The organism is Allosphingosinicella vermicomposti, assembly GCF_003012815.1.
Taxonomy (GTDB): Bacteria; Pseudomonadota; Alphaproteobacteria; order Sphingomonadales; family Sphingomonadaceae; genus Allosphingosinicella; species Allosphingosinicella vermicomposti.
This window is the reverse complement of sequence record NZ_PXYJ01000001.1, coordinates 980,175-993,029: the sequence shown is the minus strand read 5'-3', so window position 1 is coordinate 993,029 and position 12,855 is coordinate 980,175. Positions and strand designations below refer to the sequence as shown.

At 63.0% G+C, this 12,855-nt stretch carries 13 protein-coding genes and 1 tRNA gene; 3 read left to right on the top strand and 11 right to left on the bottom strand.

The annotated features are described in order from the left end of the window. The first annotated feature begins 1 nt into the window (after window position 1). Window positions 2-1,306: a GTPase HflX gene (gene hflX / locus C7I56_RS04865; RefSeq protein ID WP_106639357.1), complete on the top strand. Its 1,305-nt coding sequence runs from the start codon at window positions 2-4 to the stop codon at window positions 1,304-1,306. Between the two features lies 1 nt (window position 1,307). On the opposite strand, the gene mazG is transcribed toward hflX, so the two are convergent. The 9 genes from mazG to C7I56_RS04820 form a co-directional block, all read right to left on the bottom strand. Then, window positions 1,308-2,081: a nucleoside triphosphate pyrophosphohydrolase gene (gene mazG / locus C7I56_RS04860; protein ID WP_106639356.1), complete on the bottom strand. Its 774-nt coding sequence runs from the start codon at window positions 2,079-2,081 to the stop codon at window positions 1,308-1,310. A 171-nt stretch (window positions 2,082-2,252) separates the two neighbouring features. Next, window positions 2,253-2,843 (bottom strand): retropepsin-like aspartic protease family protein, encoded by a 591-nt coding sequence (locus C7I56_RS04855; protein WP_106639355.1) that lies wholly within the window; start codon window positions 2,841-2,843, stop codon window positions 2,253-2,255. Next, entirely contained in the window at window positions 2,840-3,607 is a 768-nt protein-coding gene (locus C7I56_RS04850) for an MBL fold metallo-hydrolase (RefSeq protein ID WP_106639354.1), read from the bottom strand. Before C7I56_RS04850 ends, C7I56_RS04855 begins: the two co-directional genes overlap by 4 nt. Further along, window positions 3,604-4,380 carry a TatD family hydrolase gene (locus tag C7I56_RS04845; RefSeq protein WP_106639353.1) on the bottom strand — a complete coding sequence of 259 codons (777 nt, stop codon included), beginning with the start codon at window positions 4,378-4,380 and terminating at the stop codon, window positions 3,604-3,606. The genes C7I56_RS04850 and C7I56_RS04845 overlap by 4 nt, the downstream gene beginning before the upstream one ends. A gap of 116 nt (window positions 4,381-4,496) precedes the next feature. Beyond that, window positions 4,497-6,059, bottom strand: a complete 1,563-nt coding sequence (gene metG / locus C7I56_RS04840) for a methionine--tRNA ligase (RefSeq protein ID WP_245409583.1) — start codon at window positions 6,057-6,059, stop codon at window positions 4,497-4,499. Next, window positions 6,052-7,035: a DNA polymerase III subunit delta' gene (locus tag C7I56_RS12570; RefSeq protein WP_106639351.1), complete on the bottom strand. Its 984-nt coding sequence runs from the start codon at window positions 7,033-7,035 to the stop codon at window positions 6,052-6,054. Before C7I56_RS12570 ends, metG begins: the two co-directional genes overlap by 8 nt. Before the next feature lie 217 nt (window positions 7,036-7,252). Continuing rightward, complete coding sequence (gene tmk, locus C7I56_RS04830; protein WP_425352371.1) at window positions 7,253-7,882, bottom strand: dTMP kinase; 630 nt, start codon at window positions 7,880-7,882, stop codon at window positions 7,253-7,255. 2 nt (window positions 7,883-7,884) lie between these two features. Then, complete coding sequence (locus C7I56_RS04825; protein ID WP_425352370.1) at window positions 7,885-9,057, bottom strand: D-alanyl-D-alanine carboxypeptidase family protein; 1,173 nt, start codon at window positions 9,055-9,057, stop codon at window positions 7,885-7,887. A 73-nt stretch (window positions 9,058-9,130) separates the two neighbouring features. Next, window positions 9,131-10,192 (bottom strand): lytic murein transglycosylase, encoded by a 1,062-nt coding sequence (locus tag C7I56_RS04820; protein ID WP_106639349.1) that lies wholly within the window; start codon window positions 10,190-10,192, stop codon window positions 9,131-9,133. A gap of 108 nt (window positions 10,193-10,300) precedes the next feature. Here C7I56_RS04820 and C7I56_RS04815 point away from each other — a divergent pair. Then, window positions 10,301-10,390, top strand: a tRNA-Ser gene (locus tag C7I56_RS04815). On the opposite strand, the gene C7I56_RS04810 is transcribed toward C7I56_RS04815, so the two are convergent. Together C7I56_RS04810 and C7I56_RS04805 are read right to left on the bottom strand one after the other, a co-directional pair. Continuing rightward, complete coding sequence (locus C7I56_RS04810; RefSeq protein WP_106639348.1) at window positions 10,358-11,092, bottom strand: hypothetical protein; 735 nt, start codon at window positions 11,090-11,092, stop codon at window positions 10,358-10,360. The two genes, C7I56_RS04815 and C7I56_RS04810, sit on opposite strands and share 33 nt — an antisense overlap. A 66-nt stretch (window positions 11,093-11,158) precedes the next feature. Next, complete coding sequence (locus C7I56_RS04805; RefSeq protein ID WP_199792319.1) at window positions 11,159-11,494, bottom strand: DUF167 domain-containing protein; 336 nt, start codon at window positions 11,492-11,494, stop codon at window positions 11,159-11,161. Between the two features lie 99 nt (window positions 11,495-11,593). Here C7I56_RS04805 and C7I56_RS04800 point away from each other — a divergent pair, with 99 nt between their 5' ends. Beyond that, window positions 11,594-12,784 carry an acyl-CoA dehydrogenase gene (locus C7I56_RS04800; RefSeq protein ID WP_106639347.1) on the top strand — a complete coding sequence of 397 codons (1,191 nt, stop codon included), beginning with the start codon at window positions 11,594-11,596 and terminating at the stop codon, window positions 12,782-12,784. The last annotated feature ends 71 nt before the right edge of the window (window positions 12,785-12,855 follow it).

The following is a 12,855-nucleotide window of genomic DNA, read 5'->3' as shown; positions in this document are numbered from 1 at the left end:
GCTGAGCGTTTTCAATCGCGACGATAACGCCGATGTCGCGCGCGGCGCGCGTGCTATTGTGGCCTTGCCTGAAATGGGCGGGGAGGGGCGGCGCGATACGCAGGCTCGCCTCGAAGAAGCGACAGGTCTCGCTGAAGCGATTGGCATCGACGTCGTCGACAAGCTCCCATTCCGAATCCGCGCTGCAAAGCCCGCCACCCTATTCGGTTCGGGGCAGGTCGAGGCGATCGCCGAGGCCGCTCGCCTGCATGAGGCTGAGCTTGTCATCGTCGACGGCGCGGTGACGCCGATCCAGCAGAAGAATTTGGAGAAGGCGATCAATGCCAAGATCATCGATCGCACTGGCCTGATCCTTGAAATCTTCGGGGAGCGGGCGGCAACGGCCGAAGGGCGGTTGCAGGTGGAGCTTGCCCACCTCGATTATCAGGCAGGGCGGCTCGTCCGGTCCTGGACCCACCTTGAACGCCAGCGCGGCGGCTTCGGCTTTCTCGGCGGCCCTGGTGAAACCCAGATCGAGGCCGACCGCCGCCAGATTCGCGACCGCATGGCGAAGCTCCGCAAGGAGCTGGAGCAGGTGACGCGTACCCGCACCCTCCACCGCGCGCGCCGCCAGCGGGCACCGTGGCCGATCATCGCGCTCGTCGGCTATACGAACGCTGGAAAATCGACCCTTTTCAATCGCCTGACCCGCGCCGATGTGATGGCGGAAAATCTGCTTTTCGCGACACTCGATCCCACGATGCGGGAAATCGGCCTGCCGGGTATCGATAAAGCGATCCTGTCCGACACCGTTGGCTTCATTTCCGACCTGCCGACCCAGTTGGTCGCGGCCTTCCGCGCAACCTTGGAGGAAGTCATTTCGGCCGACCTCATCATCCATGTCCGCGATATTTCGCACCCCGACAGCGATGCGCAACGTCAGGATGTTGAGGATGTGCTGGAGGAGATTGGCGCGCGAGGAGAGGAGGGGGCTCCGATCCTCGAAGCTTGGAACAAGATCGACAGCCTGGATGAGCAAGAAGCGTCACGCATCCGCGAAGAAGCGCGGCGGCGCGAAAATGTCGTTACGATTTCAGCGCTTACCGGCGAAGGTTTGGACGATCTCTTGAGGCTCGCGGCGGAGCGGCTGCGGCAGGGGGCATCGGTCCACGACATCACCTTGCCGGTCTCTGCCGGGGAAGCGATCGCCTGGCTCCACGCCAATGGCGAGGTGCTCGATCAAGCGCATAAGGATCTTGGCGTTACCCTCAGCGTGCGCCTCTCCGGTGCAAACTGGGCGCGATTCCAGGCCAATTACGCCGAGTAATCTAACCCGCCGTTTTGGCCTTTTGCCAGAGGGCTTCCAACTGTTCGATATTGAGGTCGGATAAAGGCTCATCCGCCATCGTTTCGACCTTGCGGAAGCGTCCTTCAAAGCGGGCGGTGGCATCGCGGAGCGCGGCTTCCGCGTCGACTCCCAAATGGCGGGCATAATTGACCACTGAGAAAAGCAAGTCGCCAAGCTCGGCGGCCTTTTCTTCAAAGCTTTCAGCGGCTTCGATTTCGACCATTTCCTCGTCGATCTTGGCGCGGGGGCCGCTAATATCGGGCCAGTCGAAGCCGACACGAGCAGCGCGGCGTTGGACCTTCTCGGCACGCTTTAGCGCCGGGAGTGCCAGCGCGACGCCAGCCAAGGCGCTCTTGTCGTCATGGACGTCGCGTTCTGAGGCTTTCAAGGCTTCCCAGCCGGGACTTTCCTGAGTGTCGCCAAAGACATGCGGGTGGCGGCGGATCATCTTGTCACAGATGGCGGCGATCACATCGTCGAGGGTGAAGGCGCCAAGTTCCTCGGCCATGCGGGCGTGGTATACAACCTGGAGCTGGAGATCGCCGAGCTCGTCCTTCAGTGCGGCCAAGTCCTTGCGTTCTATGGCGTCCGCAACCTCATAGGCTTCCTCGATCGTATAAGGCGCGATGGTTTCGAAGGTTTGATCGATGTCCCAAAGGCAACCAATTTGGGGATCGCGGAGACGGGCCATGATGGCGCGGAGCTCAGCCAGGCTGGAGGGGGTGGAAGTTGGCGAAAGTGGCTTGGAGCGCATTATCATTTAAGTCCGATAATATACATTATGTTAAATATAGATTGAAGATGGAAAATGGGGGGCTTGTGTGAGCTGGATCGGGCTTCGACAGGCTTAGCTCTAGCGGCTGGCGGTTGTCGGAGGCCATAGCCCTTCGGGCGTTCCGCGCGATTGGTGGCACGCCTGCGGGCTTCACGGCCGCAGGACGAGCCAGCTGCCTTCGACGCCCCAGCCCGACAGGCTCGAGAGGAAGTTCATGCCGAGCACATTGGTGTCGCCGAAGGCTTGCGAGACGTGGATCGGGAAATCCTCGCGCTTTATGTCGCCGATCTTGAGCTCCTTCACCCGGGCGCGACTGGCCGTGACGGTGCCGTTGGCGGTTTCCACGGCGACCGGGAAGCCGCCGGATGCATCCGCCTTGACGCGATCGGCGGTGGTTTGGCCGATGCTGGTCATCGTAGCGCCGCTGTCGATCAGGAAGCGGACGGGTTCGCCGTTGAGGTGGCCTTCGATCCAATAATGGCCGTCTTCGGCGCGCGGGATGCGGAGCTCGCTGCCCTGCTGAATGGCGCCGCCGGTCCATTCCGCGCTCAACCGGTTGCCAAACAAACGAAAATCGTCGCGCAAAGTGAAGGCTGCAAAGGCGATGAAGAAGATGATGAGCCAGCCCAAGGCCATCTTGAGGCCCTTGCGCATCGGGAGTTGGCGCGCGAACAAGGCGCTGCCGATCAGCATGAGCAGCAGCAGGATATAGATGGCGTTGGCGCTGTCTCCGGCGGTCACAGGACAATCTCCAGACCGTCATATCCCGGCTCCACATGTGGCGGCAGCTCGGCGCGGAGGGCTTCATAGTCCATGGACTGGTCCATGTGTATGAGGACGGCACGGCCGATCTTGAGCTCTTGGATCCAGCCTAAAGTCTGCGCCAGATGAGGATGGGTCGGGTGCGGATGACGGCGGAGCGCATCGACGACCCAGAGGTCCGCGCCCTGATATAAATTCCTCATCTCGTCTGTTAAGATATTGAAGTCCGTTGAATAAACAATCGAATGGTTGCCCGCCTCGAAGCGGAAGCCCACGGACGTGATGTCGCCGTGCGGCTGATCGACGATGCGGATATCGAGGCCGCCCACTGACAGGCGGTCGGGAAGATCGTTGGCGGTCGCGACCGGGGGATAGCCCCCCTTCCCTTCGAATGCATAAGCGAAGCGGTGGCGGAGCGCGGCAAGCGTGTCGGGACGCGCATAGCCTTCCACCGGCGCGCCACGGGCGTGGAAGAGCTGGCGGAGATCGTCGATGCCGTGGCAATGATCGGCATGGTCGTGGGTCCAGATGACGCCCGCGACATTGCTTACCCTCGCGGCCAGCAATTGCTCGCGAAGATCGGGGCTGGTGTCGACCAGAATCGGCGGATTCCCGTCGCTTTCAACGAGGATCGATGCGCGGCTGCGGCGGTTTTTGGGATTGGCCGGATCGCAGGCGCCCCAGTCATTCCCGACCCGCGGCACACCCGAAGAGGTTCCGCAGCCCAGGATGCGGACCTTCATTGGGCCGCCTTGGCGAAAAGTTTGCGGAAGTTGGCGCTTGTGGCGCTGGACAGTTGCTCCAGCGTCTCGCCGCGCAACGCCGCGAGGAATTTGGCGGTGTCCGCGACGAAGGCCGGTTCGCACGGCTTTCCGCGATGGGGAACGGGCGCGAGGAACGGGGAATCCGTTTCGATCAATAGCTTGTCGAGCGGCAGGCTCTGCGCGGTTTCCTGCAGATCCTTCGCATTCTTGAAGGTGACGATGCCGGAGATGGAAATGTAGAAACCGAGATCGAGGGCCTTGCGCGCGAAATGGGCGCTGGCCGTGAAGCAGTGGATGACGCCGCTATAGGCCCCCTTCCCCATTTCTTCGGTGAGGATCGCGGCAGTGTCTTCTTCCGCCTCTCGCGTGTGGACGATAAGCGGAAGGCCGGTTTCCCGGGCGGCGGCGATGTGGTTGCGGAAGCTGGCACGCTGCCGGTCGCGGTCCGATTTGTCGTAATAGAAATCGAGGCCGGTTTCCCCGATGCCGACGATGCGCGGATGTTGCGCGCGTTCGACCAGGGTCGCGGTTTCGACATCGGGATGGGTGTCGGCATCGTGCGGGTGGATGCCGATCGAGGCCCAGACATCGCGCTCGCGCTCTGCCAAGCCCACGACATCGTCCCATTCGCTGGCGCGGGTGGAGATGTTGAGCATCGTGTCGACGCCAGCCGCGCGAGCGCGGGCGAGGACGCCCTGCTGGTCTTCGACCAGGCCCTTATAATTGAGGTGGCAGTGACTATCGATGAACATTGAGCCTTCACCCTTCCCGTTCGTCTCGAGCGAAGTCGAGAGACGGGGTGAAGGGTTCGTGCCAGCGCTTCTCGACTTCGCTCGAAGCGAACGGGCTTGGGTGGGAGGAAAAGAGATTAGGCATCCGCTTCTGCCGGAAGTTCCAACCTTGGGAAGATGGGCGTCGGAGCGCTGAGACGGAATCCGGAAATCGCGAGGCTTTCGACCCCGCTGCGGTCGCCGATGACGTCATGCGTGCGCTCGCCCGCCGGGATGCCCATCTGGTCGAGTAGTTTCGCGGCCGAGCCGGGGATGACCGGCGCGATGATGATGGCGAGATCGCGGATCGCGACGTAGAGCGTGCCAAGGACGGCGATCATGCGATCGGGATCGGTCTTGCGGAGCGTCCATGGCGCCTGCGCGTCGATATATTGGTTGCAGGCGAAGACGGCCTTCAGCCACGCTTCGATGCCTTGGCTGAGGCCCAGATCGTTGAAGGCGGCGCGCATTTCGGCGGCGGCTTCCGAGACTTGCGCCAGGAGCGCGTCGTCGGCGGCATCCCCCTTCCCTCCCGTCGGCACCACGCCTTCGCAATTCTTCGCGATGAAGGACAAGGTCCGCTGGGCGAGATTGCCGAAGCTGTTGGCGAGATCGGCATTGACGCGGTTGACGATCGCTTCCGCGCTGTAGCTGCCGTCCTGGCCGAAGGTGACTTCACGCAGGAGGAAGTAGCGGAGCGGATCGACGCCGAACGTGTCGGCGAGGTCGAGCGGATCGACGACGTTGCCGAGCGACTTCGACATCTTTTCCCCGCGATGGAGGAGGAAGCCGTGGCCGAACACTTGTTTGGGTAGCGGCAGTTTGGCCGACATCAAAAAGGCCGGCCAATAGACGGCGTGGAAGCGGATGATGTCCTTGCCGATAATGTGGACATCAGCTGGCCAAAACCGCTCGTAACGCGCTGTATCGTCGGGGAAACCCGCGCCGGTCAGGTAATTGGTGAGCGCGTCGACCCAGACGTACATGACGTGATTGTCGCTGCCCGGAACCTTGACGCCCCAATCGAAGCTGGTGCGCGAGATGGAGAGATCGGACAGGCCGCCTTCGACGAAGCGGACGACTTCGTTGCGACGCGCTTCGGGGCGGATGAAGTCCGGGTTCGCGGCGTAATAAGCGAGAAGCGGCTCCTGATATTTGGAGAGGCGGAAGAACCAGCTTTCCTCGACCGTCCATTCGACCGGCGTGCCCTGCGGCGAGAGCTTTTCGCCGGTTTCGGCGACGGTCAGTTCCTTTTCGTCATAATAAGCTTCGTCGCGGACCGAATACCAGCCTTCGTAGCGATCGAGATAGATGTCGCCATTGGCCTCCATCCGGCGCCAGATTTCCTGGCTGGCGGCGTGATGCTCCGCCTCCGTGGTGCGGATGAAGCGATCGTAGGAAATCTCAAGACGATCATCCATTGCCTTGAAAAGCGAGGACATTTCCGTCGCGAGTTCGTGCGGCGTGACGCCCCGGTCGCGCGCCGTCTGGGCCATTTTCAGGCCATGTTCGTCCGTCCCGGTGAGGAAGAAGACGTCGCGCCCCATCTGACGCTGGAAGCGGGCGATGACGTCGGTCGCGATCGCTTCGTAAGCGTGGCCGATATGGGGGCGGCCATTGGGGTAGCTGATCGCGGTGGTGATGTAGAAAGGGTCAGCCATTGTCCGGTTTCGGTGCGAGGGTTGCCAGCATCCCGGCAAGCTCGAACGCCACGCTTTGCGGGTCGAGGGAGAGGCGCTGCGCGCTTCCCGCCAGGTTGGCCGCCCTTTCCCACAAGCCGAGCGCTTCGGCAAGCGCTGCGCCGCGCCGTTCCTTCGCAATCCGCGCGATGAAGGAGGGCGCGCGAGCGAGGAAGGCCTCGTAGCGCGGCTGTGCGGATTTGAGAGAGAGGCTGGACGCGAGCGCCACGCGTTTGGCGTTGATCGGATCGCCTTCGCGGACGAGCGCGGCCATTGCCGCGTCCATCGCGTCGATATCGAGGCCGCGAAAAGCGATGGCGCGGCCGGGGCTCCCCTCTCCCACTTCGGCCAGCGTCGCGATTTCGGCTTCATCGGCATCGGGGAGCGCGGCGCGGAGGGCTGACGTCATAGCGTCAGGATCGAGAGATGAGAGGCGGACCTGGCGGCAACGGGACCGGATGGTCGGGAGCAGGCGTTCGGGGGCGTGACTTATAAGGAAGAAGATGCTGTTGGCGGGCGGTTCTTCGAGATTCTTGAGGAGAGCGTTGGCGGCGGGGCGTTCGAGGTCGTCGATGCTGTCGATGATCACGGCGCGCCACGGCGACAAGGAGGCGGTGGTGGCGAAGAGACGCTGGAGGCCGCGCACCTGATCCACGGTGATGCTGCGGGCGAGTTCGCCGGCATTATCCTTGGGCAGGCGCTCGAGGCGCATCAGGTCCGGGTGGCTGCCCGCTTCGACGAGCTTGGCGATGCGGTGGCTGGCGGGGACGTCGAGATTTGGCATCTCGATGGGTGGACCGGCTTTTTCGGCGAGGAGGCGGAGGGCGGCTTTCTCCGCGAACAGGGCCTTGCCGATGCCTTCGGGGCCGGTGATCAGCCAGGCGTGATGGAGGCGGCTTGTCGCGAGGCCTTCGCGGAAAGCGGCGACGGCTTCGGTGTGTCCGTAGAGGGGGGTCATGCGAGCTGGCCCCTTCCCTCAATCCGTTCGCTTCGAGCGAAGTCGAGAAGCGCTGGCACGACCACGTCACACCCGTTTCTCGACTTCGCTCGAAACGAACGGGATTGGTTTAACGCCCTACCGTCACCCTGAACTCGGTTCAGGGTCCATGGCGGGGACAAGGGCGTTGCCCGCGAGATGGATGCTGAAACAAGTTCAGCATGACGGATTGAGAGGGTCACAGGATATCCTCGACCGCCGCGAAAACGCTGGCGGCGACTTCATCGATCGAGCCTGAGGCGTCCACGGTGCGGAAGCGCGCCGGATCCTCCGCCGCCAGCTCCGCGAATGTCCCCGCGACCTTGGCATGATAGCCCTCGTCCCGGGCGCCGATGCGGTCGGCGGCGCCATTGTCGCGGGCGTCGGCGCGGGCGGCGGCGGACTCAACAGGCAGTTGGAGGAGGATCGTGCGGTCCGGGAGAAAGCCGTGGCTGCCGAAATCGTGGAGGGCGCGGATGGCTTGCCTGCTGAGGCCGCCTGCCCCGCCCTGATAGGCGATGCTGCTGTCGACGAAGCGGTCCGAGAGCACCCAGGCGCCGCGTTCGAGGGCGGGCTTTATCGTCTTTGCGACATGATCGGCGCGGGCCGCGGCGAAGAGCAGGGCTTCGGCTTCTGGGGTCCAACGGTCTTCGTCGCCTTGGAGAAGAAGCGCGCGGATCGCTTCGGCGCCGGGGCTGCCGCCCGGTTCGCGGGTTTCGACGACTTCGAGGCCGCGCGCGCGCAAGGCTGCGGCGAGGCGGCGGAGCTGGGTGGACTTGCCTGCCCCCTCCCCGCCTTCCAGGCTGATGAAACCCCCGCGCGCGGTCACGATCAGGCGAAGAGGCCGGTCAGCGCGGCCCAGAGGCGGCCGAAGAAGCCCGCTTCGCCCACCGCCTTTTCGGCGACGAGCGGCATGATTTGCGGCGGGGTGTTGCCGGTTTCAACGACGAGATCGGCGATATGCTGGCCCGCCTGGATCGGCGCCTTGATCGGGCCATTGTACACGACTTTCACGCGCATGTTGCCGCTCGGGCCTTGCGGGATGGTGACGGCAAGGTTGCGCGGGGCGACGAGGCCGACCGTTTCTTCGTCACCAAGCTGGACCTGCGCGTCGGCGACCTTCTTGCCCTTGGCGAAGAGCGGCTGGCCCTTCCAGGCGCGGAAGCCCCAATTCATGAACTTGACGGATTCATCGATGCGGCCGTTATAGCTGTCGAGACCGGCGACGACCATGACGAGGCGGCGGCCATTCTGGACCGCCGAGCCGGTGAAGCCGTAACCCGCTTCTTCCGTGTGGCCGGTCTTGAGGCCGTCGGCGCCCTGCACCTTGCCAAGCAAGGGGTTGCGGTTCGCCTGGGTGATGGCTTGGCCGCTGCCCATCGTCTTGCCCCAGGTAAAACTCTCCTGCCCGTAGAAATCCTTGTAGAGGTCGGGCGTCTCCTCGATCGTCGCTTCGGCCAGCGTGGCGAGATCGCGGGCGGTGACGTAGGTGACGCCCTCGTCCGGCCAGCCGTTCGAATTGCCGAAATTGCTGTTCTTCATGCCAAGGCGCTTGGCTTCGGCATTCATGAGCGCGGCGAAGGCGGGTTCAGTGCCGGCGATGCATTCGGCGAGGACGACGCTGGCGTCGTTGCCCGAAAGGGTGACGATGCCGTGGAGGAGGTTCTGGACGCTCACCTGCTCGCCGGGCGAGAGGAACATGGTGGAGCCGGCCTGAGGGCCGTGCCATTGCTGCCAGGTTTCGGGGCGCACCTGACACATTTGGTCGAGCTTCAGTTCGCCCTTCTTGATCATGTGGAAGGCGACGTGCGTCGTCATCATCTTTGCCATGGAGGCGGGCGGCATGCGGCGATCGGCGTCCTTCGCATAAAGGACGGCGCCGGAGGAGAGATCCTTCAAATAAGCGACCGGCGCGGGCGTATCGAACGGCGGCGCGGCGGCGATCGCCGGGAGAGTGAGGGCCGTTGCCAAAGCCAGAGAAACCAGCGCCTTACGCTTCATCATTCAGATCTCACCCTAGGATAGTTGTGAACATTGCGATTCCGGGCCGGACCTTATCGTCTCGGCCCGGGCGATGCTAGCGCTTCACGGCGTCGGCGAGCAGGCCGACGGAGAGTGCGTAGAAGTTCGAGCAATTATAATCGAGGATCGTTCGGTAATTGATGGTGAGGAGATAGGCGGTCTTGCCGGGGCCGTCGGGCTCCAGGAGGCTCATCAGCTCGGTATCGGCGACGGGCCAGACGCCCGCCTGGGGCATGATACCGCGCTGACGCCATTCGGCGGCGGTCATCCATTTGGTGTGGCGTTCGTGGACGCGGGGGCAACGGGGCGAAGTGAGTTCGGTCGCGGTGCCCGCGCGGCTGTAGCTGCCGGGCACGTTCACCTTGAAGCCCCAGGGGACGTTATGTTTCCAGCCCGCATTGTCGAGATAATTGGCGATGGAGGCGAGAGCATCGAGTTGGCTCGACCAGATGTTGGCGCGGCCATCTCCGTCGCCATCTACGCCCAAGCGGATATAGACGCTGGGCAGGAATTGCGGGTAGCCGGTCGCACCCGCCCAGCTGCCCTTCAATTCGCTGCGCGAAAAGCCGCGATCCATCATCTTCATCGTCGCGATGAATTCGTCGGTGAAGAGCTCGCGGCGGCGGCCTTCATAAGCGAGGCTGGCGAGAGAGTTCAAAAGATCGAAGTCGCCGGTGACGGAGCCGTAACTCGTCTCATGGCCCCAGATCGCCATCATGATCGAAGGGTCGACGCCATAGCGTTCACCGATCGTGCGTAGCTGACCAAGATTGGCGCGGTAGCGCTGCTGGCCGCGGCTGATGAGGTTCGCGTTGACGTGGCGCGCTTCATAAGGCGCGAAGGCCGGAATGGCGCTGCTGCCTGCGGTGCCGCCGGGCTGGGCGCGATCGAGCTCCACGGTGCGCTGGCTGAACTGGAGGTTCGAGAAGACCGCAGCGATGGTCGCGGGGGTGACGCCCGCCGCCTGCGCCTGCGCGCGCAGCTGTGGCAGGTAAGCCTGGAAGCCAGTCTGGCTCAACCCGACATTTTGCGCGAAGGCCATCCCCTCCCCGCTCCACTCGCTCGCCGGTGCCGAAAGCGCCAGTGCCGCCAGCGCCGCATAACCCAGAATACGCATACTCGTCCCTCCGTCGCCCATCCTAGTGGCACAATCGCACGGGGATCAACAGCGGTTCCACCGCGCCGCTTGCACGAAAGGCCGCTTCGCGACTAAGGCAGCGCGAACGGAGAGATGGCCGAGTGGTTTAAGGCAGCGGTCTTGAAAACCGCCGTGGGTGCAAGCTCACCGTGGGTTCGAATCCCACTCTCTCCGCCACTCTTTCCCACCCTGACCCTGATCCTGGCCCCGTACTTCGTCACCGCCTTCGAAGCGATCGTCGAATCCGCTTTGGAAGCCGTCATCAAAACCGGGCTGGCTGTCGAAGCCCGATTGATTGTCGAAACCGACGATGCGCGCCGCTTCGTCGGCCTGAGCGGGCGGTACGATATCGCGAAACAGATCGCGGAAATCGGGCGCGTTGACGTCGGACGTGGCGAGCGCGAAGGCGTCCCCGTTCCGGAAACCGATGCGCTTCAGTTCCAGTGCCTTTTCAACCGCTTCAGCCGGCGGAACGGCACTGCGGCGGCCGACGGGAGCATCCCACGATCCGCGGCAGACGAAATCGAGTTCAGCCCTTCCGACCGTACCGCGTCGCGGTCGTTCCGTATCCGAGAAATACTTGCCGCGAACCGCCACGATCTCCGAACCCCATTCATCGTCCGTTCGCGCCGATCGGATGCCGAAGGTTCCGCGCGCGCAATTCCAACGCGCGACGATCTTGTAGGTTTTCTCACCCTGACGATTGGGCTCAAAATTGATGCGCAAGAGGTCGGCGGTCCGGCTTTCGCCATAACCCTCGATCGAATCGGCGTCGATGAAGCTTGCAAAATCGTAGCTCTGGCCGATCAGCCACCAATCCCGAGCCTGGGCCGGAGCGGCCGTCAGCGCGGCCAAGGCAAGGAAGCGTAAAATAGTCATCGGAAATTCCCTAAAGTTTCCGCGTCGATGGTCCGGCGGCCCTGAAGCGATCAACGGTAAAGCGACTTAACCATCGGCTGCGTCGACCAATTTATTAATCCGTTCCGCGATCAGATCGCCATCACCCGCGATTGCAACCGTTTTAGCGCGCGCCGTTTCGCCGGTAACGAGAGTTAATTGATTGCGCGCCAGACCAAGTGCCGACTTCAGGAAGGCAAGGAGGGCCTCATTGGCCGCTCCCTCGACCGGCGGCGCTGCGAGACGGATTGCGAGGGCTGCGCGTCCCCGCTCATCCACGACGATTCCGGCATATTGCGTTTTTCGCGCCCGCGGCGTGACGCGGACGTGCAGGCGGACGCCAGTATCGGTCACTTGCATGGCATCGCTGGCCGACTTGATCATGCAATACTCTTATGAACGGGCAGGCTTTAAGACCAGGACTATGAGCCTTTTCACGAGCCGCGCCCTCGGCTAGGCGGTCATCGAACAAGAGAGGATATGATGGCCGAAGCGAAGATCATGCCGTTCGACTGGGCGGACCCGTTCGCGCTGGATGCGCAGCTGACCGACGAAGAGCGACTCGTCCGCGATACGGCGGAAGGTTATGCGCAGGAAAAGCTGCTGCCGCGCGTGACGGAGGCCTATCTCGACGAGCATTTCGACCGCGAGATCATGAGCGAGATGGGTGAGCTCGGCCTGCTCGGCGCGACGATCCCGCACGAATATGGGGGCGCGGGCCTCAACTATGTGTCCTATGGCCTGATCGGGCGCGCGGTAGAGCGCGTCGATAGCGGCTATCGTTCGGCGATGTCGGTACAATCCTCGCTCGTCATGCACCCGATCTACGCTTACGGATCGGAGGAACAGCGGAAGAAGTATTTGCCGAAACTCGCCAGCGGCGAGTGGGTCGGTTGTTTCGGCCTCACCGAGCCGGACGCGGGCTCCGATCCGGGCGGGATGCGGACGCGGGCCAAGAAGGTCGACGGCGGCTATGTGATTTCCGGATCCAAAATGTGGATCACCAATTCGCCGATCGCCGACGTGTTTGTAGTGTGGGCAAAGTCCGATGCGCATGACGGCGCGATCCGGGGCTTCATCCTTGAAAAAGGTATGAAGGGGCTCACCGCACCCAAGATCGAGATGAAGCTGTCGCTCCGCGCGTCTATCACCGGCGAGATCGTGATGGACGAGGTGGAGGTGCCGGAAGACGCGCTGCTGCCCAATGTCAGCGGGCTTAAAGGTCCGTTCGGCTGCTTGAACCGCGCACGCTACGGCATTGCCTGGGGATCGATGGGCGCGGCGGAGGCCTGCTTCCATGCGGCTCGGCAATATACGCTTGACCGCAAGCAGTTCGGGCGGCCGCTCGCATCCAACCAGATTGTGCAGTTGAAGCTTGCCAATATGGTGACGGAAATCACGCTTGGCCTTCAGGCGGCTTTGCGCGTCGGGCGGCGGATGGATGAGGGCGAGCTAATCCCGGAAACCATCTCACTCATCAAGCGCAACAATGTCGGCAAGGCGCTGGATATTGCCCGCGTCGCCCGCGACATGCATGGCGGCAACGGCATCAGCGCCGAATTCCAGGTGATGCGCCACGCGGCGAATCTTGAAACGGTCAACACCTATGAAGGTACGCATGACGTTCATGCGCTGATCCTGGGCCGCGCGATTACGGGGATTTCGGCCTTTTGATGCTCGCTTACCTTCGTCATCGCGAGGAGCGGAGCGACGCGGCGATCCAGTGGCTGGATTGCTTCGCTACG

Excerpts from the sequence above, each read along its gene's own strand:
- mazG (WP_106639356.1), bottom strand. The coding sequence starts at position 2,081 with ATGCGCTCCAAGCCACTTTCGCCAACTTCCACCCCCTCCAGCCTGGCT.
- C7I56_RS04850 (WP_106639354.1), bottom strand. The coding sequence starts at position 3,607 with ATGAAGGTCCGCATCCTGGGCTGCGGAACCTCTTCGGGTGTGCCGCGG.
- C7I56_RS04845 (WP_106639353.1), bottom strand. The coding sequence starts at position 4,380 with ATGTTCATCGATAGTCACTGCCACCTCAATTATAAGGGCCTGGTCGAA.
- metG (WP_245409583.1), bottom strand. The coding sequence starts at position 6,059 with ATGGCTGACCCTTTCTACATCACCACCGCGATCAGCTACCCCAATGGC.
- C7I56_RS12570 (WP_106639351.1), bottom strand. The coding sequence starts at position 7,035 with ATGACCCCCCTCTACGGACACACCGAAGCCGTCGCCGCTTTCCGCGAA.
- C7I56_RS04825 (WP_425352370.1), bottom strand. The coding sequence starts at position 9,057 with ATGATGAAGCGTAAGGCGCTGGTTTCTCTGGCTTTGGCAACGGCCCTC.
- C7I56_RS04820 (WP_106639349.1), bottom strand. The coding sequence starts at position 10,192 with ATGCGTATTCTGGGTTATGCGGCGCTGGCGGCACTGGCGCTTTCGGCA.
- C7I56_RS04810 (WP_106639348.1), bottom strand. The coding sequence starts at position 11,092 with ATGACTATTTTACGCTTCCTTGCCTTGGCCGCGCTGACGGCCGCTCCG.
- C7I56_RS04805 (WP_199792319.1), bottom strand. The coding sequence starts at position 11,494 with ATGATCAAGTCGGCCAGCGATGCCATGCAAGTGACCGATACTGGCGTC.
- C7I56_RS04800 (WP_106639347.1), top strand. The coding sequence starts at position 11,594 with ATGGCCGAAGCGAAGATCATGCCGTTCGACTGGGCGGACCCGTTCGCG.